The sequence below is a fragment of the Pseudomonas sp. 05N431 genome (assembly GCF_056397005.1).
The window spans coordinates 1-23,489 of record NZ_JBFTMN010000004.1; the positions used below are offsets into that span (position 1 = coordinate 1).

The 23,489-nt window shown below is 60.6% G+C and carries 22 protein-coding genes; 9 read left to right on the top strand and 13 right to left on the bottom strand.

Annotated features, from left to right (window positions below; genetic code table 11):
* Positions 1–809: 809 nt before the first annotated feature.
* Together AC1DIG_RS07665 and AC1DIG_RS07670 are read right to left on the bottom strand one after the other, a co-directional pair.
* Positions 810–1,913, bottom strand: a complete 1,104-nt coding sequence (locus tag AC1DIG_RS07665) for a DNA alkylation repair protein (protein ID WP_477766797.1) — start codon at positions 1,911–1,913, stop codon at positions 810–812.
* A gap of 284 nt (positions 1,914–2,197) precedes the next feature.
* Positions 2,198–4,006, bottom strand: coding sequence for a monovalent cation:proton antiporter-2 (CPA2) family protein (locus tag AC1DIG_RS07670; protein WP_477766798.1), 1,809 nt, complete (start codon positions 4,004–4,006; stop codon positions 2,198–2,200).
* Between the two features lie 195 nt (positions 4,007–4,201).
* On the opposite strand from AC1DIG_RS07670, the gene AC1DIG_RS07675 reads away from it, so the two are divergent.
* On the top strand, positions 4,202–5,119 hold the full coding sequence (locus AC1DIG_RS07675; RefSeq protein WP_477766799.1) for a LysR family transcriptional regulator: 918 nt from the start codon (positions 4,202–4,204) through the stop codon (positions 5,117–5,119).
* Between the two features lie 14 nt (positions 5,120–5,133).
* Here AC1DIG_RS07675 and AC1DIG_RS07680 read toward each other — a convergent pair whose 3' ends face one another.
* Together AC1DIG_RS07680 and tcuC are read right to left on the bottom strand one after the other, a co-directional pair.
* Positions 5,134–5,910 carry a substrate-binding domain-containing protein gene (locus AC1DIG_RS07680; protein ID WP_477766800.1) on the bottom strand — a complete coding sequence of 259 codons (777 nt, stop codon included), beginning with the start codon at positions 5,908–5,910 and terminating at the stop codon, positions 5,134–5,136.
* A 22-nt stretch (positions 5,911–5,932) separates the two neighbouring features.
* Positions 5,933–7,237, bottom strand: a complete 1,305-nt coding sequence (tcuC, locus tag AC1DIG_RS07685) for a tricarballylate/proton symporter TcuC (protein WP_477766801.1) — start codon at positions 7,235–7,237, stop codon at positions 5,933–5,935.
* Positions 7,238–7,478: 241 nt separating this feature from the next.
* Between tcuC and AC1DIG_RS07690 the strand changes: the two genes are divergently transcribed.
* Entirely contained in the window at positions 7,479–7,787 is a 309-nt protein-coding gene (locus tag AC1DIG_RS07690) for an RcnB family protein (RefSeq protein ID WP_477766802.1), read from the top strand.
* Between the two features lie 100 nt (positions 7,788–7,887).
* Positions 7,888–8,226 (top strand): FKBP-type peptidyl-prolyl cis-trans isomerase, encoded by a 339-nt coding sequence (locus AC1DIG_RS07695; RefSeq protein ID WP_054597673.1) that lies wholly within the window; start codon positions 7,888–7,890, stop codon positions 8,224–8,226.
* Between the two features lie 6 nt (positions 8,227–8,232).
* Here AC1DIG_RS07695 and AC1DIG_RS07700 read toward each other — a convergent pair whose 3' ends face one another.
* Positions 8,233–9,138 (bottom strand): LysR family transcriptional regulator, encoded by a 906-nt coding sequence (locus AC1DIG_RS07700; protein ID WP_477766803.1) that lies wholly within the window; start codon positions 9,136–9,138, stop codon positions 8,233–8,235.
* 105 nt (positions 9,139–9,243) lie between these two features.
* Between AC1DIG_RS07700 and AC1DIG_RS07705 the strand changes: the two genes are divergently transcribed.
* The 3 genes from AC1DIG_RS07705 to dmeF all read left to right on the top strand — a co-directional run bounded on the left by AC1DIG_RS07705 (position 9,244) and on the right by dmeF (position 11,807).
* A complete protein-coding gene (locus AC1DIG_RS07705) occupies positions 9,244–10,467 on the top strand; it encodes an SGNH/GDSL hydrolase family protein (RefSeq protein WP_477766804.1) in 1,224 nt (407 codons plus the stop codon).
* A 105-nt stretch (positions 10,468–10,572) separates the two neighbouring features.
* Entirely contained in the window at positions 10,573–10,848 is a 276-nt protein-coding gene (locus AC1DIG_RS07710) for a metal/formaldehyde-sensitive transcriptional repressor (protein WP_054598351.1), read from the top strand.
* A gap of 14 nt (positions 10,849–10,862) precedes the next feature.
* On the top strand, positions 10,863–11,807 hold the full coding sequence (gene dmeF, locus AC1DIG_RS07715; RefSeq protein WP_477766805.1) for a CDF family Co(II)/Ni(II) efflux transporter DmeF: 945 nt from the start codon (positions 10,863–10,865) through the stop codon (positions 11,805–11,807).
* A gap of 29 nt (positions 11,808–11,836) precedes the next feature.
* On the opposite strand, the gene AC1DIG_RS07720 is transcribed toward dmeF, so the two are convergent.
* On the bottom strand, positions 11,837–12,955 hold the full coding sequence (locus AC1DIG_RS07720) for a cytochrome P450 (RefSeq protein ID WP_477766806.1): 1,119 nt from the start codon (positions 12,953–12,955) through the stop codon (positions 11,837–11,839).
* An 81-nt stretch (positions 12,956–13,036) separates the two neighbouring features.
* Here AC1DIG_RS07720 and AC1DIG_RS07725 point away from each other — a divergent pair, with 81 nt between their 5' ends.
* The gene (locus AC1DIG_RS07725) at positions 13,037–13,807 is read left to right on the top strand and encodes an ArsR/SmtB family transcription factor (protein WP_477766807.1); all 771 of its coding nucleotides are present in this window, start codon (positions 13,037–13,039) and stop codon (positions 13,805–13,807) included.
* Between the two features lie 12 nt (positions 13,808–13,819).
* Here the strand turns inward: AC1DIG_RS07725 and AC1DIG_RS07730 are convergent, their stop codons facing one another.
* Positions 13,820–14,428, bottom strand: a complete 609-nt coding sequence (locus AC1DIG_RS07730) for a LysE family translocator (protein ID WP_477766808.1) — start codon at positions 14,426–14,428, stop codon at positions 13,820–13,822.
* A 105-nt stretch (positions 14,429–14,533) separates the two neighbouring features.
* On the opposite strand from AC1DIG_RS07730, the gene AC1DIG_RS07735 reads away from it, so the two are divergent.
* The gene (locus AC1DIG_RS07735) at positions 14,534–15,424 is read left to right on the top strand and encodes a LysR substrate-binding domain-containing protein (RefSeq protein WP_477766809.1); all 891 of its coding nucleotides are present in this window, start codon (positions 14,534–14,536) and stop codon (positions 15,422–15,424) included.
* 59 nt (positions 15,425–15,483) lie between these two features.
* Here the strand turns inward: AC1DIG_RS07735 and AC1DIG_RS07740 are convergent, their stop codons facing one another.
* The 5 genes from AC1DIG_RS07740 to AC1DIG_RS07760 form a co-directional block, all read right to left on the bottom strand.
* Positions 15,484–16,503 (bottom strand): branched-chain amino acid aminotransferase, encoded by a 1,020-nt coding sequence (locus tag AC1DIG_RS07740; RefSeq protein WP_477766810.1) that lies wholly within the window; start codon positions 16,501–16,503, stop codon positions 15,484–15,486.
* A 234-nt stretch (positions 16,504–16,737) separates the two neighbouring features.
* The gene (gene lpdA, locus AC1DIG_RS07745; protein ID WP_054597665.1) at positions 16,738–18,123 is read right to left on the bottom strand and encodes a dihydrolipoyl dehydrogenase; all 1,386 of its coding nucleotides are present in this window, start codon (positions 18,121–18,123) and stop codon (positions 16,738–16,740) included.
* A gap of 6 nt (positions 18,124–18,129) precedes the next feature.
* On the bottom strand, positions 18,130–19,407 hold the full coding sequence (locus tag AC1DIG_RS07750) for a dihydrolipoamide acetyltransferase family protein (protein WP_477766811.1): 1,278 nt from the start codon (positions 19,405–19,407) through the stop codon (positions 18,130–18,132).
* Positions 19,408–20,466, bottom strand: a complete 1,059-nt coding sequence (locus AC1DIG_RS07755) for an alpha-ketoacid dehydrogenase subunit beta (RefSeq protein WP_216744083.1) — start codon at positions 20,464–20,466, stop codon at positions 19,408–19,410.
* Between the two features lies 1 nt (position 20,467).
* Positions 20,468–21,703 (bottom strand): 3-methyl-2-oxobutanoate dehydrogenase (2-methylpropanoyl-transferring) subunit alpha, encoded by a 1,236-nt coding sequence (locus tag AC1DIG_RS07760; RefSeq protein WP_054597662.1) that lies wholly within the window; start codon positions 21,701–21,703, stop codon positions 20,468–20,470.
* A 187-nt stretch (positions 21,704–21,890) separates the two neighbouring features.
* Between AC1DIG_RS07760 and bkdR the strand changes: the two genes are divergently transcribed.
* Positions 21,891–22,379 (top strand): Bkd operon transcriptional regulator BkdR, encoded by a 489-nt coding sequence (bkdR, locus tag AC1DIG_RS07765; RefSeq protein WP_019690099.1) that lies wholly within the window; start codon positions 21,891–21,893, stop codon positions 22,377–22,379.
* Between the two features lie 194 nt (positions 22,380–22,573).
* Here the strand turns inward: bkdR and AC1DIG_RS07770 are convergent, their stop codons facing one another.
* Positions 22,574–23,437, bottom strand: coding sequence for an MBL fold metallo-hydrolase (locus tag AC1DIG_RS07770; RefSeq protein WP_477766812.1), 864 nt, complete (start codon positions 23,435–23,437; stop codon positions 22,574–22,576).
* Positions 23,438–23,489 lie beyond the last annotated feature (52 nt).

Sequence of the window (23,489 nt, forward strand, 5' to 3'; positions counted from 1 at the left end):
TCCGGTGTCCATCAGGGGGCATCGCCTACGGTCTGCTGCGCGACGACCTCCTCTCGATGTGTCCGGCTGCGCCGTACGGCGCTGCGCGCCCACCCCCTGATGAACACCTCCACTCGGCCTCCCGATAGGGGCGGGTGGATCAAGATCAAGAGCTGCAGGCGAGCTAACGCTCGGCCTGTTGAGTGGTGGTGGGGCCTGTTTTTGCAGACGTATGCGGACTAAATGTGGGAGCGAGCCTGCTCGCGATGGCGGCCTGACAGCCGACCAATCTCTTGCAGATGTACGCCAATCAAAACTGTGTGCTGGCTTGCCTGCGAAGGCGGCCTGACAGCCGACCTATCTCTTGCAGATGTACACCAATCAAAAGTGTGGGAGCTGGCTTGCCTGCGAAGGCGGCCTGACAGCCGACCAATCTCTTGCAGATGTACGCCAATCAAAACTGTGGGAGCTGGCTTGCCTGCGATGGCGACCTGAGAGCCGACCAATCTCTTGCGGATGTACACCAATCAAAAGTGTGGGAGCTGGCTTGCCTGCGAAGGCGGCCTGACAGCCGACCAATCTCTTGCAGATGTACACCAATCAAAACTGTGGGAGCTGGCTTGCCTGCGAAGGCGGCCTGACAGCCGACCTATCTCTTGCAGATGTACGCCAATCCATTGTGGGAGCGAGCCTGCTCGCGATGGCGACCTGACAGTCGACCAATCACTCACAGATGTACGCCAATCAAAACTGCGAGAGCGCAGCTTTCTGGCGATAGCGATTTTACCAATGCCATCGCTGGCAAGGGCCAGGCGCGCGCCTGCTCTGGGTCACGGATTGATTTCAAACGCGGTGCTTCCCAGTCGCTCGCCATTGACCATGATGTGTACCGCATGCGTGCCCGCGTAATGTTTGCGGGTGGTCAGCTCGCGGATCTGCTGGGTGCGTCTGAGAGTTTGGCGGGCGTGGGCGGGCAGGGTGAGGCCCTTGAGTTTGAAGACTTTCGCCGAGGTTGCGCCTGAGGCCTTGACGTAGTCGATGGCGTAATCGACCACCAGTTGCTGGTTGTCACTGGCGGTTGAATGAAGGTCGAACGAGAGCTTTATGGTCTCGCCGAGACTGATCACCGCCGGTTCAACCTTGAGGTTATGGATCTGGACCTCGGGTTTGCCGCCAGCGCCGAAAATAGCCAGTGCCCGTTGGTTGCCCTGTTTGATCAGGCTGCGCAGGGCGTGTTTGGCGATCCACGCGGTGCGCGGGTCTTCCAGCGACCAGCCTTCGATCAGGCTCAGCACCCACTCGGGGTGGTCCTTGGTGATGTCGTTGAGGTGATTGGCCACCGACTTGCGCACGTAAAGGCTGCTGTCGGCCTTGAGGTTGTCGAGGATTGCTGCTGCCAGCGTCGGGTTTGCTTGTACCGGTTCGAGGCGAAACGACCACGGCAGACGCGGGCGACTGCCTTCGCTGGCCAGACGGCGGACGTGTTCGTTGTCGTCCAGCGACCAGTCGTGCATCAGTGCCAGTGAGCGTTCGAAGTCGCTGCGCAAGAAATGCCGGATCGCGAACTCCGAGGATCCGAACGTGGTGAAGTACTTGAGCGCGTCCATCGACAGCTCAAACGCGTGGGCACCATAAGTGGCGACGTACTGAGGCAGGAACATGCTGACGAAGCCGCTGTTCAAGCGTGGTGCGAGCGGGCGCAGGATCTCCAGTGTCTGCTCATAGCTCAGCGGTAACACCGCGTGCAGGCACTCACCGACCCGTGCCATGCGCTGCATCACTGACAACTCGGCCAAACCTTCATTGGCCAGTTTCAGGAACGCCCTGGCGTTGAACGCGGGGTACACCGCCCGCATTTCGGTGGCGATGTGTTGCAAGCGCTCGGCGTTGAAGATTTCCTTCAGGGCGGGGGAGGATTGTTCAACGGTGCTCATCAAGGATTCCTTTGAAAAATCGTTTATCGGATAGATCGCGATGGGCATAACTATCTATACATCATTGTGTTCCTACTTCCGTAGCAGCTGCCGAGCCTGCGAGGCTGCGTTCGAGGACGAAGTCCTCGCAAATCCTGGCTCGACGTTTTACCTGGAAGAACGCGTTGCCTGATTTAACGACTGCTTTGCAGCCGAACGCAGCCTCGCAGGCTCGGCAGCTGCTACGGACATAGTCCTTCACCGTACTTCAAAGTTGCGTAGATACCTATGCCGCGATGAGCTCCTCAATGCTGCCCCGTCTCTTCCTCAATCCGATCCGCCTCGAACAACCGCGCCAGTTCGGCTCGGGCTTCCTGGGCGCTCTGCATGACTTTCGCGGCATCGTCGTAGATCGCGTGCTGGGCTTCGAGCACTTGTTCGTCGTGATGCTTGAAACGCTCGATGCGGGCGTCGGCCTGGGTCTGGCTCAGGCCTAGACCGAGCAGGGTCCGGCGACTCATTTCCAGGCTGGAATAATAGGTCTCCCGGATAGCCTCGGCGCCGAGGTCGACCAGGCGGTGCACGTGCTGACGGTTACGCGCACGGGCGATGATTTTCATGTGCGGGTAGAGCTTGCGCACCAGTTCGGCGGTCTTGATGTTGGTGTCCGGGTCATCGGTGGCAATCACAAAGAATTCCGCCTGCCCGACCTTGGCCGCGTGGAGTATTTCCGGGCGCATCGGATCGCCATAGAACACCGGCACACCGCCAAAACTGCGCGACAGCTCGATGGTTTCCACCGACGTATCGAGGGCCACGAACTGGATTTTTTGCGCCCGTAGAATCCGCGCAACGATTTGTCCCATACGGCCCATGCCGGCGATCACCACGCGGGGGGCGTCGGTGTCGATTTCGCGCAAGTGCGGCGGCACGGCGACGGGCTGGACTTTCGATTTCACCAGTCGGCCGCACATCAGCAGCAACAGCGGGGTCACGGCCATCGACAGGGTGATGGTCAGCACCTGAAGGTCGTACATCTGTGGGTCGAACAGGCCTTGATCGCGGCCGATCTTGAACACCACGAACGCAAATTCACCGCCCGCCGCCAGCACGATGCCCAAGCGCAACGCACTCAGCCGATTCAAACCGCCGGCCAGTCGCCCGACGACAAACAGCATGGGCAGCTTCAGCATGATCAGCAGCAGGGTCAGGCCCAGCACCGTTGCCGGGGCGCTGAACAGCAGGCTGATGTTGGCGCCCATGCCGACACTGATGAAAAACAGCCCCAGCAGCAGGCCCTTGAACGGTTCAATCTGCGCTTCCAGTTCATGGCGATATTCCGAATCCGCCAGCAGCAGGCCGGCGAGGAATGCGCCGAGGGCCATCGACACGCCGACCAGGTCCATCAGCCACGCGGTGCCGATCACCACTAGCAGCGCAGTGGCGGTCGAGACTTCCGGCAGGCCGGTTTTGGCGACCACGCGAAACACCGGCCGCAACAGGTAACGCCCGCCGATCACTACCACTGCGATGCTGCCCAGCACCCGCAGGACATGGTTCAAATTGTCAGCGGCGGACGTGCTGTGATCACCGCCGGCGAGCAGCGGCACCATGGCGATCAGCGGGATCGCGGCGATGTCCTGAAACAGCAGAATCGCAAACGCCAGCCGCCCGTGCGGGCTGGTCAGCTCCTTGCGTTCAGCCAGGCTTTGCAGCCCGAAGGCGGTGGACGACAACGCCAATCCCAGGCCGAGCACGATCGCACTGTTGAGCGCCTGGCCGAACACGTAGAACGCCAGAACACCGATCACCGAACCGGTCAGCAGCACTTGCGCCAGACCGACGCCAAACACCGCTTTGCGCATCACCCACAACCGTCGCGGAGACAGCTCAAGGCCAATGATGAACAGCAGCAAGACCACGCCGAGCTCGGAGATATGGCTGACGCTTTGCGGGTTGCCGATCAATCCCAGCACCGACGGCCCGATGATGACGCCGGCCAGCAGATAGCCCAACACCGCGCCCAGTTGCAGGCGTTTGGCCAAAGGCACGGTGAGCACCGCCGCGAACAGAAAGACTACAGCGGCTTGCAACAGGTTGCCTTCATGGGGCATGGCTTACTCCTGGGAAAACGTCGAACGACAAAAATTGCGGACAATCATGGGTTGGAAAGGCGACAAGGATAAAGGCTGGGCCGGCGTCAGTCAGTCATGAGTGCCGTCTATTGCGGATTTTCGCGTTACATTTTGCATCAGTTTGTTACATTCATAGGATAAGCTGATCAATTCGTTTGCCGCTGAGTGCGCTTCATGGCCATCAACTTCGACCTGAATGACTTGCAGGCCTTTCGCGCCGTGGTCGAGCAGGGCAGCTTTCGCAAGGCCGCCGACGCGGTGCGCATCTCCCAGCCGGCACTCAGTCGACGGATTGAAAAACTCGAAGATGCGCTGGGGGTCAAACTGTTCGAACGCACCACTCGCCGCGTTAGCCTGACCCAGGCAGGGCGAGCGTTTGCGCCGAGTGTCGACCGGTTGCTGGATGACCTGGATGTGGCGTTGCTGGGGATCAGCGACGTGGCGTCGACCCGTTTGGGCTACGTTACTGTGGCCTGCGTGCCGTCGGCGGCTTACTACTTCATGCCGCAGGTGGTTGCCCAATACCATCAGCGATTTCCGCGAATCAAGGTCAAGGTGCTCGACTCCAGCGCCCATGACGTGTTGAGTGCGGTGGTCAATGGCGAGGCGGATTTCGGCTTGAGTTTCATGGGCACGCTGGAGGCCGATGTCGAGTTCGAACCGCTGGTGCAGGAACGTTATGTGGTCGCTTGCCGGCGTGATCACGCCTTGGCCAACCGTGCCAGTGTGAGCTGGAGCGAGCTGTACCAGCAGGATTACATCTCCCTCGACAAGACGTCGGGCAATCGCTTCCTGCTGGATCAGGCGTTGAGCGGGATTGTTCCGGCGCGTCAGAGCATCTGCGAAACCCGACACGTCACGACCATGATCGGCCTGGTTGAAGCCGGGCTGGGTATTGCTGCGGTGCCGTTGATGGCGATGCCCGGCAGTGACCACCCGATTCTGACTCACGTACCGCTGACTGATCCGCAAGTGATGCGAAGCGTCGGCCTGCTCAAGCGCAGGGGGCGGACGCTGACGCCTGCGGCGTTGGAGCTGGAACGGCTGATTATTGAAATGAAGGTCAAGCCGGCCTCAGCCTGGATCGGCTGAGGCCGGCGCCAGGCTTATCGGCTGACCGAGTCCAGTCCGGTTGCCTTGACATCTGGCTGGGCGGCCGGGGAGGCGAGGTAGTCGAGCAAGGCCTTGGCTTGCACCGGATGTTGCGCACCAACCGGGATGCCGGCGGCGAAGCGTGTCACTGACTGCACGGATTCCGGGATCTTGCCAACGAAGGTCACGCCAGGCACCGGGAGCAATTCACTGACCTGTTGAAAGCCCAATTGGTAGTCGCCCGTGGCAACCACCGAAGCCACCGGAATTTTCGGCACCATGGTCGATTTGGCTTTGAGCTGCGGCTCGATACCCAGGCGCTTGAACATCTGGTCCTGGATGTACACGCCGCTGGCGCTGTCGGAATAGGCCACGGACTTGGCATTGAGCAATGTCGCCTTCAGCGCCTCGACCGAGCTGATGTCGGGCTTCGCCGCCCCCTCGCGCACCACCAGACCAATCCTCGAATCGGCCAGTTCAACCCGTGACCCGGGCAAGACCTTGCCTTGCTTGATCAACTCATCCAGGGCGTAGCCGACCATGATCACCACATCGGCGTGCTCGCCACGTGCCAACCGGTTGGGGATCGCTTCAGGCGCCTTGCCCATTGATGGGCCGAGCGCCGTATCGAGCGTGTTGCCGGTGGCGGCGGCGAACTTCGGACCGAGCACTTTGTAGGCGGCCGTGAAGCCACCGGAGGTCATCACGTGCAGCTCTTCGGCCTGGGCAACGCTGCTCAGACCAAGGGCGCCGATCAGGGTCAGCGCCGCAAGGTTCAGTAATTTTTTCATCGATACCTCTCTGTCAGGGGGCTTATTGCAAGGCGGCTTGTAAACGACCGGTCGAGCGCCGGTACAGGTACAGCGTTGCGCACAACGCACACAGCGCGGCGAAACTCATCCAGTAACCAGGGGCGGCCTTGTCACCGGAGTACTGAATCAGGAAGGTCGAAATCGCCGGGGTGAAGCCGCCGAACACCGCGGTCGCCAGGCTGTAGGCCAGGGAGAAACCGGCCACGCGAACTTCCACCGGCATGATTTCGGTCAGCGCTGCAACCATGGCGCCGTTGTACAACCCGTAGATGAACGACAACCACAGCAGCACCAACAGCATGTTGATGAAGCTCGGTGCCTGGACCAGATACGTCAATGCCGGGTAGGCCGTAGCCAAGGTCAGCAGGGTCATCGCCACCAGCACCGGACGCCGACCGATGCGGTCCGAGAGTGCGCCGCCCAGTGGCAGCCAGCAGAAGTTCGACACGCCGACCAGCAAGGTCACCAGCAGCGCATCGGAAGTGCTCAGGTGCAGCACGGTTTTGCCGAAGGTCGGCGCGTACACGGTGATCAGGTAAAACGCGGTGGTGGTCAGCGCCACCATCAGCATCCCGGCGATCACGATCTGCCAGTTTTGCAGCAAGGTGCCGAACACCTGACGCATGCTTGGGCGGTGGCGGCGGGCGGTGAACTCTGCGGTTTCTTCAAGGCTGCGCCGCAGCAGGAAAATGAACGGCACGATCATGCAACCGACGAAAAACGGAATGCGCCAGCCCCAGTCGGCAATCACTGTCGCCGGCATCCATTGGTTCAGCGCGTAGCCCAGCGCCGCAGCAACGACGATCGCCACTTGCTGGCTGGCCGACTGCCAACTGGTGAAAAAGCCCTTGCGGCCTGGCGTGGCGATTTCCGCCAGGTACACCGACACGCCACCGAGTTCCGCGCCAGCGGAGAAGCCTTGAAGCAGGCGACCGATCAACACCAGCGCCGGGGCAAACAGGCCGATGGTCTCGTAGCCGGGCACCAGCACAATCAGAATCGTGCCGCTGGCCATGATCGACAGGGTGACGATCAAGCCTTTGCGGCGGCCGACATCATCGATGTACGCACCGAGAATCACCGCGCCCAAAGGACGCATCAAGAACCCCGCGCCAAACACCGCGAAGGTCATCATCAGCGAGGCGAATTCGCTGCTGGCAGGGAAGAACGCCGCCGCAATATAGGTGGCGTAGAAACCGAAGAGGAAGAAGTCGAACTGTTCCAGGAAGTTGCCCGAGGTGACCCGGAAAATTGCACTGACCTTGCTGCGAGCGGATGTCGCTGGCGGATGGGTTGTAGTCTGCATGTTGTGTCTCCCGCGCTTTTATGACATGCGCAACGTGGCGCATGGATCTTATTAAGGCCGGATACTGGGGCAGGTCGATCGATATGATAAGTGCATATTTAACATCCATTGATGCGTATGGATTATCACTGCGGTGGGATCAATCACAGAATCATCGCTACAGTGAGGTGTGAGCGTTTCGAATGGCTGGACGCAAACGCGGTCCCAGAGCGGGCGCCACGAATTCACTGGAGGAATACCGATGCTACGTCAAAGAAGTCTGGCTGCCATGGCGGTGCTTGTGAGTCTTGCGGTTGTCTGCCCAACGGTCCTGGCCGCCGATACTCTGCAAACCGTCGTCCAGTCGGCGCCAATCAATGCCCGCAACCTGCACGTCGGCGACCAGGCGCCGGATGTCTACACCCGAAGCGAAAAAGCCCTGGTCGACTGGAAAAGACGCGGCTTGAACACCCCGCAAAGCCAGAGCCAGTGGGTGCAAGTCAACGACAAATACATGCTGGTGCATACCGGCAACGGGCAGATTCTGGCGATCATGCCGATTGAGCGTTGAGCCGCTGCCCGCACCAGCGTCTTCAACAGGATTGCCCTGCAAGGCGAAATCTGAGAAAACGCGGGCCGTGTTTAGAGTCATCGCTAACGTGAGAGCAGTAATGAACGAAGAATTGCAGGTCATCGACCTTGAACTGGGCGACGGCAAAGCCGCCGTCAAAGGCGCCTTGATTACCACCCAGTACCGCGGTTTTCTGGAGGACGGTACGCCGTTCGATTCTTCCTGGGAGCGCGGCAAACCCTTTCAATGCGTGATCGGCACCGGTCGTGTAATCAAGGGCTGGGATCAGGGCTTGATGGGCATGAAGGTTGGCGGCAAGCGCAAATTGCTGGTGCCGGCGCACCTGGCGTATGGCGAGCGCTCGATGGGCGCCATCCCGCCCAACTCCAACCTGGTTTTCGAGATTGAATTGCTCGAAGTGCTGACGCGCGACGACTGACCGCTGTTACGCCTCGAACCCCGGCAACTGGCTGATTCGCTCGCTGAGAAACTCGGTGAGCAACCGCGCACGCAACGGTCGGTAGCGGCGTTCGGGGTAGAGCAGGAACGCTTCGTTGGCCGGGCCGTTCCACTGCGGCAGCACGCGTACCAGTTGGCCGTTTTCCAGCAAGTCGCTGACCAGCCAGGCTGGCGTGATGCACAGTCCTGCGCCCAGCAGCAGACCGTCACGAATCGCCAATGAACTGTTGGCTCGATAGCGTCCTTGAGCAATGACGGATGCGCGTTCACCGTCGGGGCCGCTCAGCTCCAATTGATCGCCGCTGGTCAGCCAGGCGAAACGCAGGAAGTTGTGCCGGGCCAGATCCGACGGGTGCTTCAATGGCGGATGTTTGTGCAGGTAAGCAGGCGCCGCCACCAGAATTCGTGGCGATGTGGCGACACGACGGGCAATGACATTCGGCGGCAGTGCGCCTCCCAGGCGCAGGGCCAGGTCGACGTTTTCTTCGGTCAGGTCGACAAAGCGGTCATTGAGGATCAGCTCGACCTCGATCTCCGGGTACTGCGCCATGAATTCCAGCAGCAAGGCATTCAGGCGCAACACGCCGAGGCTGACCGGCGCGTTGATGCGCAGCAATCCTTGGGGGCGTTCAGTCAGGCCTCTGACGTCGGCGAGCGCTTCGTCGTACTCCTCAAGAATGCGTTTCGTGCGTTCGTAGAAGCGTTTGCCCGGCTCCGTCGGCGTCAATCCGCTGGTGCCACGGGTCAGCAGGCGCGCACCCAGTTGTTTTTCCAGCGCGGCGATCAGCTTGCTGACACTGGGTTGAGTAGTCGCAAGCTCACGAGCGGCAGCGGACAGACTGCCAAGCTCTAGTGCACGGACAAAGCACCGCATGGCTTTCAGGTCATTCATGACATTCAATTCTGGAATGGGCCGTATACGATTTAACCTTCTACCACGTCTTTTATGAATGGAGCACGCTGCTCTCCTCGAAACACGTCCTCCAGGAGATTCAGTATGAAAAACCTTCACCGCGCATTACCCGTCATTCTGTCGCTGAGCGCCTTGTTCGCCATAGCGCCGGTCAATGCCCAGGAGCATTGGGTCAGCACCTGGACCGCCAGCCCTCAGCCGATCTGGGGGCAGGAACTGCCATTGCCCACGCGCATTCCCGAAACCCTCACCGATAGCACGGTGCATCAGCGGCTACGGATCAGCAGCGCGGGCGAACGGGTGCGCGTGGTGATTTCCAACGAGTACGGTCAGCAGCCGCTGGTGATCGGCGCTGCACGGCTGAAGCGGGTCGAGGAGGGCGAGACCGGACAATCGCTGACCTTCAATGGCCAGACGCAAGTGCGCATCGCCCCCGGCGAGAAACGCACCAGCGACCCGATAGACCTTCACGTCCCGGCCCTCGCAGAGCTGCTGGTCTCGCTGTACCTGCCGCAACGCACACCGCTGACCACCTTCCATTGGGACGGCAAGCAAACAGCTTTTATCAGCCAGGGCAATCAGACCCAGGCTACACATGTGGACGGTAACAGCGAGGTCGAAGCACGGTTGTTTCTCAGTGAAGTACTGGTCGACGCTGCCCCCGAAACCCGTGGCGTGGTGGTGCTGGGGGACTCGATCACTGACGGTCGTGGCTCGACGCTGAACGGCAATCGACGCTGGACCGATTTTCTAGCGCAACGCTTGAGCACCCAGTCGGTCGCCGTGCTCAACGCCGGGATCTCCGGCGCGCGGCTACTCGACGACGGCATGGGCGTCAGTGCGGCCAAGCGCTTCGAGCGCGACGTGTTGCGCCAGCCTGGCGTCAGCAGCGTAGTGCTGATGCTGGGGATCAACGACATCGCCTGGCCGGGCAGCACCTTCGCGCCCCATGCGCCGATGCCAACGCTGGACACGTTGATCGCCGGTTATCAGCACCTGATCGCCCAAGCGCGGGAGCATAAGGTGCGCATCATTGGCACGACCTTGATGCCGTTTGAAGATGCGCTTCAGGGCACGCCGATCGTGCACTACTACAGCGCCGAGAAAGACCAACTGCGCCAGGCGCTCAACCAGTGGATTCGCAGCAGTGAGGCGTTCGATGCGGTGATCGACTTCGACCGGATCATGCGCGACCCACAGCATCCGACGCGTTTTCTGCCAGCGTACGACTCCGGTGATCACCTGCATCCGGGGGATGTCGGAAATCAGGCGATGGCTGAGGCAGTTGATCTGAGCGCCTTGTTCTAGCGCCGTTTCGCGGAGTGCTCAATGACCATTGGGTGAATGCAGGGTTGCCAATATTGACGTGATCGACGACTATCCTTTCCGCAGATAGGTATAGGGGGTATGGGTATGTCGCACATTCATGAACACAAAGACGATCTGCTGAAGCGGGTTCGTCGGATTGCCGGCCAGGTTCAAGCCGTCGAGCGGGCATTGGAGTCGGAGGCCGACTGCGCCAAAACCCTGCATCTGGTCGCGGCGATCCGTGGTGCGGTCAACGGTCTGATGGACCAGTTCATCGAAGCCCACGCCCGTGAACACGTGGCCAGCCCCGAGCTCAGCGATCAAGAACGCGCCGAAGGGCTTGAAGAGTTGCTGCAAGCGATTCGTCGTTATTCAAATTGAAGGTCATGCAACTCATGAGCAGTTCACCTCAGGTTTCACGTTATTCCCACGATCACATGTTTCTGGGAGCCACCCACGATGAGAATGCCAGACGCACGCTGTGGGTCGTTGCGCTGACGTTCGTCATGATGGTTGGCGAGATTGCCGCTGGTTACATCACCGGTTCAATGGCGCTGTTGGCGGACGGTTTCCATATGGCAACCCATGTCGGTGCGCTGGGTATTACCGCAATCGCCTACGGGTTTGCCAGACGCAACGCCGGCAATGCGCGCTACAGTTTTGGTACCGGCAAAGTAGGGGACCTGGCGGGCTTCGCTTCGGCCATGGTGCTGGGGCTGGTCTCGATCGCCATTGGCGTAGAGTCCGTCATGCGGCTGTTTCAACCGACCACCGTGGCCTTCACCGAAGCGACACTGATCGCCGTGCTGGGGTTGGCCGTGAACATCGTCAGCGCGCTTTTACTGGCCGGTAACTCTGCGCATCATGACCACGGTCACGGTCACGGTCACGGTCACGGTCACGGTCATGATCATGGCCATCATCACGACAACAATCTGCGTTCGGCCTATGTTCATGTGCTGGCCGACGCGATGACTTCCGTGCTGGCAATCGCTGCGTTGTTGGCCGGTCGCTATCTAGGTTGGGTCTGGCTGGACCCGGTGATGGGTATCGTCGGCGCAATCGTCATCGCCAATTGGGCCTATGGCTTGATGCGAGACAGCGCCGCAGTGCTGCTGGACACGACCGATGAACACGTTGCCGCCGAAGTTCGTGAGCTGCTTGAATCGACCGGCGATGTCAGCATCACCGACCTGCATGTCTGGCGCGTAGGCCCGCAAGCCCGGGCAGCGATTGTCAGCGTCGTGACCTCGGCAGCCGTCACAGCCGATGCCATCCGCGAACGGCTGGCCCCGGTCCATGAGCTGTCACACCTGACGGTTGAATATCGCAACGCTTGAGCAATCGCTTGCGATCATCACTAAACCTCCTACCGCTCGCGAAACACCGGAATCCGCCCGTTCAGTGACGGGCGGTACTCCCAGGCAAGCTGATCCAGCAAGCCGTTGTGCGTCAGGATTTCGCTGAGTGTGGCGCTGGCGATACTCAAGGCCAGTGTCTGGCCGGGGCATTGATGACGGCCGGTGCCGAAGGTGAAGCTGCGGCGGGTTGGGCGGTCGAGGATCAAGGAGTCCGGGTTGTCATTGAACTGTGGGTCGCGGTTGGCCGAGGCCAGCAGCACCAGAATGACATCGCCAGGTTTGAGACTCACGCCGTCGATCTCACAAGGCGCGCTGACGAAACGACGGGTGTTCTGCACCGAAGGGTCATGGCGCTGGACTTCCGCCAACAGATCTTTGACCCGCGCCGGGTCGCGCTGCATTTCAGCCTTGAGTTGCGGATTGCCGATCAATGCCAGCACGGCGTTGCCGATCAACCCGGCGGTGGCCTCATAGGTCTGGGAAAGCAGGCCAATCAGGTTGGCGAGCAGGGTGTCGGGGTCTGCCAGACGTTGACGAATCCCTTCAAGTAGAGGGCTTTGGTGATCCTGCGCGCTGAGGCGTTCTACGAAGTAACCGTTCAACTGTTCCGCCGCCGCATGGGCCGTGTCCAGCTGGGCCGGGTTGCTCAGGGGCGACAGGCACGCGACGAAATCAGCCGTCAGTTTACTGAGGGTTCGAGCTTCGGCTGGCGTAAAGCCGAGCAACGCAGCGACCACGCATACCGGGCCCATGAACATGGCCTTGTGCAGTCCGTCAGCAGATGGGCTGATCAACCGGGCGCAGACCAGTACGCTGACTTCATCGATGTCGATCACTTCAAGTCCCGGCTGTATGGCCGACCTCGGGCAGCGCTGGCGTTCGCCATCGTTCATTCGCATCAAATGACCAAACACCTTGCCAGCCGCGCCGTGCGCAATGGCGTTGGGCACCGGTTCGTGGGCCGGCCGGACCTTGCAGTCAGGATGAGCCAGCACGGCGGCAACGGCCTGGGCGCTGCTGGCCACCCACAGACTCAGTCCTTGATGAAATGAAAGTCCGCCGTCGGCGCGCAGGCTGGCGTAATAAGGGTAGGGGTCGGTATGTGTCGCGGCGATGATCGGGTCCATGAAACGCTGCCTTATTCGTGGGGGGAAAGTGTTGCTACTATCTCCAGTCAGGCAGGGCGATGATTCGTCAGGGAGCGAAATATGAACGTAGAGCAGCACGACATCGGCGTCTCGCAAGTGGCGGCAGCCATTGCCGAGCCGGCCCGAACGAAAATCCTTTGCTCACTGATGGACGGCCACGCGCGCACCAGTACTGAGCTGGCAGTGATCGCCGACGTCAGTGCCTCCACCGCCAGCGCCCATCTGGCGAAACTCAAGGAACTTGCCTTGGTGCGGCTGCATGTTCAGGGCCGTCATCGTTATTACAGCCTGGCGGACCAACGGGTCGCCCAGGCCCTGGAAGCGCTGATGGTGATCGGCCAAAACGCCGCGCCAACCTTTACTCCCCGAACCCCGGATCGCCTGCAATTTGCTCGCACTTGCTACGACCATATGGCCGGCACCTTGGCAGTGTTGCTGCATGACCGGATGCTGGAAGCGGGTTGGTTGGCAATGTCGGAGCAGGGTGATCAGCAGCACGCGCTAAGTGAAACCGGTGAGCGGTTTTTCGAAGGGCTGGGCATCGACGTGAAGTCCTTGAGCAGTCTGCGTCGACGTTTTGCCTGCCCTTGTCTCGACTGGAGCATGCGTCGCCCGCATCTCGGCGGCTCACTGGGCGCGGCGTTGCTGCAAACGGCGATCAAACGCAAATGGCTGACACAGGATCTGGACAGTCGAGCGCTGGCGTTGACGGCGATCGGGCGTAAAGAGATCACGACCAGATTCGCGATTGAACTGCCGACGCTGGCGAAGGTGAACCTGCAGGGTGCCACTGAGGCAGGCAGTCGCCCGGTGGTCAGCCCTTCGCCATAACGGCGGTATTCGCTATCGGCTGGCCGAGGCCATTAGCACGCCGAAGCTGGCGAATGTAACGCCTGACACCTTCGCCGCCAGCCAGGAACCTTTTTGACTCGACAGCCAGCCTTTGGCCGCATTGGCGAGCAGGGCATAGCTGCCGTGGATCAGGATCACCAGCACGCTGTAGGAACTAACCAGGGTAAAAAACTGGCTGTAGTAGTGCGCCGAGGTGTCGATGAACTGCGGGAACACCGCGAGAAAGAAGAACACGGCTTTTGGGTTCAACAGCTGAAGCGATGCCGCCTCGACGAAGCGATACCCTGGACCCGACGAGTTCACTTCACGCTCTGGGATGAAACGATCAGTGCGCCAGCTTTTGTAACCCAGGTACAAGAGGTACGCCGCACCGGCATATTTCAGCACGGTGAATGCGCTCGCGGAGGTCGCGAGTATCAGGCCCACGCTGGTCGCGCTGATCCCGGCGACGACAAAGGCCCCCAGAGCGATGCCGAGGATACCCGGCAGCGCGCCGGTCCAGCCATGACGCAGGGCGTTGGTCAGCGTGAGCACCACGCCGGGCCCGGGACTCAGAATGGTCAGGGCGGCGAACAGTAAAAACAATCCGTAGCTATTCATCTCTCACTCCATCAGGTGGCATTGGCTGCATGCCCGCAGATTGGCGTGACGATGAAGGCGTGACAAACGCTTTAATTGCACGGCATATGTGACTAAATTAGACGCATGATTAATCAATTACCTCCCTTGAATGCGGTTCGCGCTTTCGCGGCCGCCGCTCGTCATCAGAGCTTCAGCCTCGCGGCCGAGGAACTGCATGTCAGCCACAGTGCTGTCAGTCGGCATATCAAACGGCTTGAGGAGCACCTCGGCGTGCTGCTGTTCGAGCGGCGTATCCGGCAATCGGTGCTGACCCCGGCTGGACAGAGCTTCTATGAACAGGTCAGCGCGGGCCTGTCACAGATTGCCAATGCCGCCGCTGCGCTCAAGCAACACGCCTCGTTGCGTACCGTGAAGATCAACGTCCGTCCGACCTTTGCCCAGCGCTGGCTGACACCCAGGCTGGCGGATTTCATGGCGCTGCACCCGGAGATCAAACCTGAAGTGGTCACGTCCACGCTGGCGCCCGATCACGCACGAGACGGGTTCGACGTCGTTATTCGACGGGGTCGCGACGGCTGGGCGCCGGACATTCACGCTCAGGTACTGTTTGAAGACGAATTGCTGCTGGTCGCGGCGCCTTCGCTGATCAAGCGTCTGCCGCTCGACGATTTGAGCGCCCTCAGCCGACATACGTTGCTGACCGCCAAGACCCGCCGCGAGGACTGGCACAACTGGGCCCTGCTGTTCGGCGAAACGCAGTCAGCGACTCAGATGACGCTGCAGTTCGATCACATGCAACCGGTGCTTCAGGCTGCTGTGGAAGGACAAGGCATTGCCTTGTGTCCGGCCTCCTTGCTGGGCGATGACCTGTCGAGTGGCCGGCTGATTTGCCCATTACCCGAACTGCGCATGCCGTTACCGCGTTATTACTACGGTGTTGCGCCGGACGTGACAGAGCAGACCCAGGTGTTTCTGGAATGGCTGTTTGCCCGGCTCGACGTAGATGCCGGCTAATAAAAAACCCACCCACCGCGTAAGCGATGGGTGGGCTTTTCAGTGCCGCAAGCGCTGGATCAGACCTTGACGATCCAGCCCTCTGGCGCTTCGATGTCGCCGGTCTGCACACCGGTCAGCTCTTTGTAGAGCTTCTGGGTGACCGGGCCGACTTCGGTTTCGCTGTGGAACACATGCAGTTTGCCGTTGTATTCGATGCCGCCGATTGGCGTGATCACCGCAGCAGTACCGCAGGCGCCGGCTTCCTTGAAGTCGCTGATCTTGTCGATGAACACGTCACCTTCAACGACTTCCATACCCAGACGCGATTTTGCCAGCTCGATCAACGACAGGCGGGTGATGCCTGGCAACACCGAAGGGGATTTCGGCGTGACGAATTTGTTGTCGTGGGTGATACCAAAGAAGTTGGCCGAGCCGACTTCTTCGATTTTCGTATGGGTCATTGGGTCCAGGTAGATGCAGTCGGCGAAGTGCGCCTTCTTGGCCTCGGAACCGGGCATCAGGCTGGCAGCGTAGTTGCCACCGACCTTGGCGGCGCCGGTGCCTTGTGGCGCAGCGCGGTCGTAGCTGGAGATCAGGAAGTTGTGCGGGGTCAGGCCGCCCTTGAAGTAGGCGCCGACCGGGATGCAGAAGATCGAGAAGAGGAACTCGGGAGCAGTACGCACGCCGATGTTGTCACCCACGCCGATCACGAACGGACGCAGGTACAGCGCGCCGCCAGTACCGTACGGCGGAATGAAACGCTCGTTGGCACGGACCACGGCCTTGCAGGCTTCGATGAAGTCTTCGGTTGCCACTGGTGGCATCAGCAGGCGAGCGCAGCTGCGCTGCATGCGCAGGGCGTTCTGGTCCGGGCGGAACAGGTTGATCGAGCCGTCCTTGCAACGATAGGCCTTCATGCCTTCGAAGCATTGCTGGCCGTAGTGCAGGGCGGTCGAGCCTTCGCTGATGTGCAGCACGTTGTCTTCAGTCAGGGTGCCCTTGTCCCAGGAACCGTTGCGCCAGTACGACAGATAACGCTTGTCTGTCTTGATGTAGTCAAAGCCCAGCTTGTCCCAATTGATGCTTTCGTTACCCATGACACCCTCTATCTCTTAACAATCGCCTGAACGGTTCAAGGCTTCTGACGTTTTTCTGGATGGGGACAACAATACTTCATTCCGGACCGAAATCGCAGCCCGGATTTCGGTCTGTGATCGTTCCCACGCTCCGCGTGGGAATGCCTCAACGGACGCTCCGCGTCCGCTTTAGGGACGCAGAGCGTCCCGGGCTGCATTCCCACGCAGAGCGTGGGAACGATCGGTGTGAGACTGTTACAGGTGCAACGCGTGCCCCAATGCTCGCAATGCCGCTTCCTGCACCGCTTCACCCAACGTCGGGTGCGCGTGGATGGTGCCGGCGATGTCTTCCAGGCGTGCGCCCATTTCCAGGGACTGGCCGAATGCCGTCGACAACTCGGACACCCCGACACCCACCGCTTGCCAACCGACAATCAGATGATTGTCACGCCGCGCGACCACCCGTACGAAGCCGCTTTTAGACTCCAGGGTCATCGCCCGGCCGTTGGCGGCGAACGGGAAGTTCGACACGATGCAATCCAGGCCAGCGGCCTTGGCTTCGTCCGGGGTTTTACCGACTACCACCAGTTCCGGGTCGGTGAAGCACACGGCGGCGATGGCGGTGGGGTTGAACTCGCGGTGTTTGCCCGAGATCAGCTCGGCGACCATTTCACCCTGCGCCATGGCGCGGTGGGCGAGCATCGGCTCGCCGCTCAGGTCGCCGATGGCCCAGACGTTGCGCATGCTGGTCGCGCAGCGGTTGTCGATCTTGATCGCCGAACCGTTCATGTCCAGGTTCAACGCTTCAAGGTTCCAGCCCTGGGTGTTGGGCTTGCGTCCAACCGCCACCAGCACCTGATCGGTGGCCAGGTTCAGGATTTCACCGTTCGGGTCGCGCACTTGCAAGGTATTGGCTTGTGAATCAAAGCCTTCAACGCTGTGCTTCAAGTAAAGCTTCACGCCGAGTTGCTTGAGCGCTTCGTTCACCGGCTGGGTCAGTTCGGCGTCGTAGGCCGGCAGAATCCGATCCTGCGCCTCGACCACGCTGACTTCGGCGCCGAGCTTGCGGTAGGCAATACCGAGTTCAAGCCCGATGTAGCCGCCACCGACCACGATCAGCCGTTTTGGTACGCTTTTCGGCGCCAGGGCTTCGGTGGAAGAGATGATCGGCCCGCCAATCGGCAGCATCGGCAGGTTGACGCTTTTCGAACCGGTGGCCAGCAGCAGGTGCTCGCACTGGATACGGGTGTCACCGACTTCGACGGTCTTGCCGTCGATCACCTTGGCCCAGCCTTGAATGACCTGGACCTTGTGCTTTTTCAGCAGCGCCGCGACGCCGGTGGTCAGGCGATCAACGATGCCGTCCTTCCACTCGACGCTTTTACCGATGTCCAGGGTCGGCGCCGAGACGTTGATCCCGAGGGCCGAATGCTGGCTGTGGTGCTGGGTCTGATGGAACTGCTCGGCCACATGGATCAGCGCTTTCGACGGAATGCAGCCGATGTTCAGGCAGGTGCCGCCGAGCGCCTGGCCTTCGACCAGAATGGTGCTGATGCCCAACTGGCCTGCGCGAATCGCCGCCACATAACCGCCAGGACCGCCGCCGATGATCAGCAGCGTGGTGTTCAGAGTCTGTTGCATGCCTTACTACTCCACAAACAGGGTTGCGGGTTGTTCGAGCAAGCCACGAATGGCCTGGATGAATTGCGCCGCGTCCATGCCATCGACCACCCGGTGATCGAAGGAGCTGGAGAGGTTCATCATCTTGCGAATCACGATCTGGCCTTTGATCACCATCGGTCGTTCGACGATCTTGTTGACGCCGACGATCGCCACTTCGGGCAGGTTGAGCACCGGGGTGCTGACGATGCCGCCCAAGGCGCCGAGGCTGGTCAGGGTGATGGTCGAGCCGGACAGTTCATCGCGGCTGGCTTTGCCATTGCGCGCAGCCGTGGCCAGACGGGAGATCTCCGCGGCGCTGTCCCACAGGCTGCGAGCCTCGGCGTGACGTACCACGGGCACCATCAAGCCAATGTCGCTTTGGGTTGCGACGCCGACATGCACCGCACCGAGGCGGGTGATGACCTGGGCTTCGTCGTCGTAACGGGCGTTGATCTGCGGGAAGTCGCGCAGGGCGACGACCATGGCGCGCACCAGGAACGGCAGCAAGGTCAGCTTGCCGCGAGTCGCGCCGTGCTTTTCATTCAGATGGGCGCGCAGTTCTTCCACCGCAGTCACGTCGATTTCTTCGACGTAGCTGAAGTGTGCAGCACGCTGAGTCGCATCCTGCATACGCTGGGCGATCTTGCGACGCATGCCGATCACCGGGATCTGCTGCTCGTCGTTGCGTTCGGCGTAAGCGGCCACAGTGCTCGATGCATTCGACTGACCTTGCGCCAGATAGGCCTCGAGGTCTTCGTGCAGAATCCGCCCGGCAGGGCCGGTGCCACGGACCAGGCGCAGTTGAATACCGAGGTCCAGCGCGTGTTTGCGTACGGCCGGGGAGGCCAGCGGACGTTCATCGGCTTCGCGAGCGACCATCGGGCCTTGCGGCGCAACTGGGCGAACCGGTGCAGCGGGTTTGCTTTCAACCACGGGTTCGACTTTCGGTGCGGCAACCGGCGCAGGCTTCGGTGCTTGCGCAACCGGTGCTGGCTGAGACGACGCTTTGACGTTGCCTTCGCCTTCCACTTCGATGCTGATCAGAATGCTGCCCACGGCCATGACTTCACCTGGCACACCGCCCAGGGAGATCACCTTGCCATGCACCGGAGACGGAATGTCGACCATCGCCTTGTCGGTCATCACATCGGCCAGCACCTGATCTTCGACGACCATGTCGCCAACCTTGACGTGCCATACCGACAGTTCAACTTCTGCAATGCCTTCGCCAATGTCCGGCATTTTAATAACGTGCGTGCCCATTCAGACCTCCATGACCCGTTTCAAAGCCGCGCCCACACGGGACGGACCAGGGAAATACGCCCACTCTTGCGCATGCGGGTAGGGGGTGTCCCAACCGGTCACACGCTCGATTGGCGCTTCCAGGTGGTGGAAGCAATGCTCTTGCACCAGTGACACCAATTCGGCGCCAAAGCCGCAGGTGCGGGTGGCTTCGTGGACGACCACGCAACGGCCGGTTTTCTTCACCGACTTGACGATGGTTTCCAGGTCCAGCGGCCACAGGCTGCGCAGGTCGATGACTTCGGCATCGATGCCGGTTTCTTCAGCGGCCACTTGCGAGACATACACGGTGGTGCCGTAAGTCAGGATGGTCACGTCCTTGCCCGGACGGGTGATGGCGGCAACGTCCAGCGGAACGGTGTAGTAGCCGTCCGGCACTTGCGCGGCCGGGTGTTTCGACCACGGGGTTACCGGGCGGTCGTGATGGCCGTCGAACGGGCCGTTGTACAGGCGTTTTGGCTCAAGGAAGATCACCGGGTCATCGTTCTCGATGGAGGCGATCAGCAGGCCTTTGGCGTCGTAAGGGTTGGACGGCATCACCGTGCGCAAACCGCAGACCTGGGTGAACATCGCCTCGATGCTCTGGCTGTGGGTCTGGCCGCCGTAGATGCCACCGCCGCAAGGCATGCGCAGGGTCATCGGGGCGGTGAACTCGCCGGCCGAGCGATAGCGCAGGCGTGCCGCTTCGGAAATGATCTGGTCGGAGGCCGGGTAGACGTAGTCGGCGAACTGGATCTCGGCCACTGGCCGCAAACCGTAGGCGCCCATGCCAACGGCGACGCCGACGATGCCGCTTTCGGAGATCGGTGCATCGAACACCCGCGAGGTGCCGTATTTGCTCTGCAGGCCTTCGGTGCAACGGAATACGCCGCCGAAGTAACCCACGTCCTGGCCGAACACCACGACGTTGTCGTCACGTTCGAGCATCACGTCCATGGCCGAGCGCAGGGCCTGGATCATGGTCATGGTGGTGGTCGTCATGGCGGTTTCCAGCTCGATATTATTGTTGTGATCGTTCATGTCAGATCCCCAACTCTTGACGCTGGCGCTTCAAGTGCTCCGGCATCTCTTTATAGACGTCTTCGAACATGGTCGCAGCGCTCGGAATCTGGCCACCGGCCAGAGTGCCGTACTGTTCGGCTTCTTTTTGCGCAGCGATGATTTCGGCTTCGAGTTCGGCGCTGAGGGCTACGTGTTCCTCTTCGGACCACTGACCGATTTTCACCAGGTGCTGCTTGAGGCGCGCAATCGGGTCGCCCAACGGGAAGTGGCTCCAGTCGTCGGCAGGGCGGTATTTGGAAGGATCATCAGAAGTAGAGTGCGGGCCGGCGCGGTAGGTGACCCATTCGATCATGGTCGGGCCGAGGTTGCGGCGGGCGCGTTCGGCGGCCCAGGCAGAGGCGGCATACACCGCGACAAAATCGTTGCCATCGACCCGCAGTGAGGCGATGCCGCAGCCGACGCCGCGACCGGCGAAGGTGGTGGCTTCACCACCGGCAATCGCCTGGAACGTCGAGATCGCCCACTGGTTGTTGACCACGTTGAGGATCACTGGCGCCCGGTAAACGTGAGCGAAGGTGAGGGCGGTGTGAAAGTCGGATTCGGCGGTGGCGCCGTCGCCGATCCAGGCCGAGGCGATTTTGGTGTCGCCCTTGATCGCCGACGCCATGCCCCAGCCCACGCCTTGCACGAACTGGGTGGCAAGGTTGCCGGAGATGGTGAAGAAGCCGGCGTCTTTAACGGAGTACATGATCGGCAACTGACGGCCTTTGAGCGGATCGCGCTCGTTGGACAGCAGTTGGCAGATCAGGTCCACCAGCGGCACTTCGCGAGCCATCAGAATGCTTTGCTGACGGTAGGTGGGGAAGCACATGTCGTCGATATTCAGGGCCAGGGCCTGGGCGCTGCCGATGGCTTCTTCGCCAAGGCTCTGCATGTAGAACGACATCTTTTTCTGACGTTGGGCGACCACCATGCGGTTGTCGAAAATCCGCGTCTTGAGCATGGCGCGCATGCCTTTACGCAAAATCTCCACGGGCACGCCTTCCGCCCACGGACCGAGGGCATTGCCCTGATCGTCGAGCACACGAATCAGGCCCTTGGCCAGATCAGCGGTGTCGGCAGGTTCTACGTCGATTGGGGGTTTGCGCACCGTACCGGCATCGGTCAGGCGCAGATAGGAGAAGTCGGTTTTGCAGCCGGGGCGGCCCGAGGGTTCGGGAACGTGCAGGCGCAGGGGTTCGTACGCTTGATTCATGGCTTTCTACGCTCGATCTTGTGAATTTCTTGTAGTGAGCTGACCGTCATCCTTCGGGTAGAAGAAATCTTGTCCTACAACAATCATAGGCCGGGGCAAGAAGAATATTTATCTCTGTTTCGTTGCAGTTGAAGCCATTTGAGGATAAAAAATCTGCATAAACATAAAAAACAGGTTGTTTTGTCTCATGCGCAAACTGGACCGTACCGACATCGGCATTCTCAACAGCCTTCAGGAGAACGCCCGCATCACCAACGCCGACCTCGCACGCTCGGTGAATCTGTCACCGACACCGTGCTTCAATCGGGTCAAGGCGATGGAAGAATTAGGGCTGATTCGCGAGCAGGTCACGCTGCTGGATGCCGACCTGCTGGGGCTGCACGTCAACGTGTTCATCCACGTCAGCCTGGAGAAACAGGTGGAAGAGGCGCTGGCGCAATTCGAGGCCGCGATCGCCAACCGTCCGGAAGTGATGGAGTGTTACCTGATGGCCGGCGACCCGGACTATCTGATCCGTGTCCTGGTGCCGACCATTCAGTCGCTGGAGCGCTTCATGATGGACTTTCTGACCAAAGTCCCGGGCGTCGCCAACATCCGCTCAAGTTTTGCGCTCAAGCAGGTGCGCTACAAAACTGCGCTGCCATTGCCGGCCAATGGTTTGACCCTAGCCAACTGAGATCTCCCCACATACCCGTAGCAGCTGCCGAGCTCCGCGAGGCTGCGTTCGGCGGCGCAGCCGTCGCAAAACCTGCCACCGCGTTCTTTCAGGCAGACCGTATCAGCCGGATTACGACGGCTGCGCCGCCGAACGCAGCCTCGCGGGGCTCGCCAGCTGCTACGAGTAATGTGTGGGGTCCCAACGTGTTGGGGTCAGAACTGGTTGATGGGGATCTTCAGGTAGACCACGCCGTTGTCTTCAGCCGGCGGCAAATTCCCCGCCCGCACATTCACCTGAATCGCCGGCAGCATCAGTGTCGGCATACACAAGCCCCCATCGCGCCGGGTGCGCATTTCGACGAACGCCGTTTCGTCGATGCCGTCATGCACATGAATATTGTTTTTGCGTTGCTCGCCAACGGTGGTCATGCACTGGGAAGTGCGGCCGGCTGGCGGGTAGTCGTGGCAGACATAGAGACGAGTGTCGGCGGGGAAGGCCAGCAGTTTGTGCATCGAGGCAAACAGCTGATTGGCGTTGCCGCCAGGGAAGTCGCAGCGGGCGGTGCCGACGTCGGGCATGAACAGCGTGTCGCCCACCAGAATCAATTCATCGTCGATCAGATAGGCCATGTCGGCCGGGGTGTGTCCCGGGACATGCAGCGCCTTGGCCTTGAGGTTGCCGATGGCAAATTCCTCGTCCGGTGCAAACAAATGGTCGAACTGCGAACCGTCGCTGCGAAACGCCGGCTCAAGGTTGAACAGGTTCTTGAAGACGTCTTGCACCTGGCTGATGGCCTGGCCGATGGCGATCTTGCCACCCAACTCGCGGCGCAGGTAAGGCGCGGCAGACAGGTGATCGGCGTGGGCGTGGGTTTCCAGCAGCCATTGGGTTTGCAACTGGTGCTCGCGAACGAAGGCAATCACCCGGTCAGCCTGTGTGGTGGCGGTTCGACCGGACGCAGGGTGGTAATCGAGCACTGAATCGACAATGGCGCACGGGCCGCCGTCGTGTTCATAGATCACATAGGTGTAGGTCTTTGATGCGTCGTCAAGGAAGGCTTGGATCAACGCTGGCATGGCGGCGGGTCCTGGCTGGGTGGCGGAAAGACACAAAGGCTTGCAACACTTT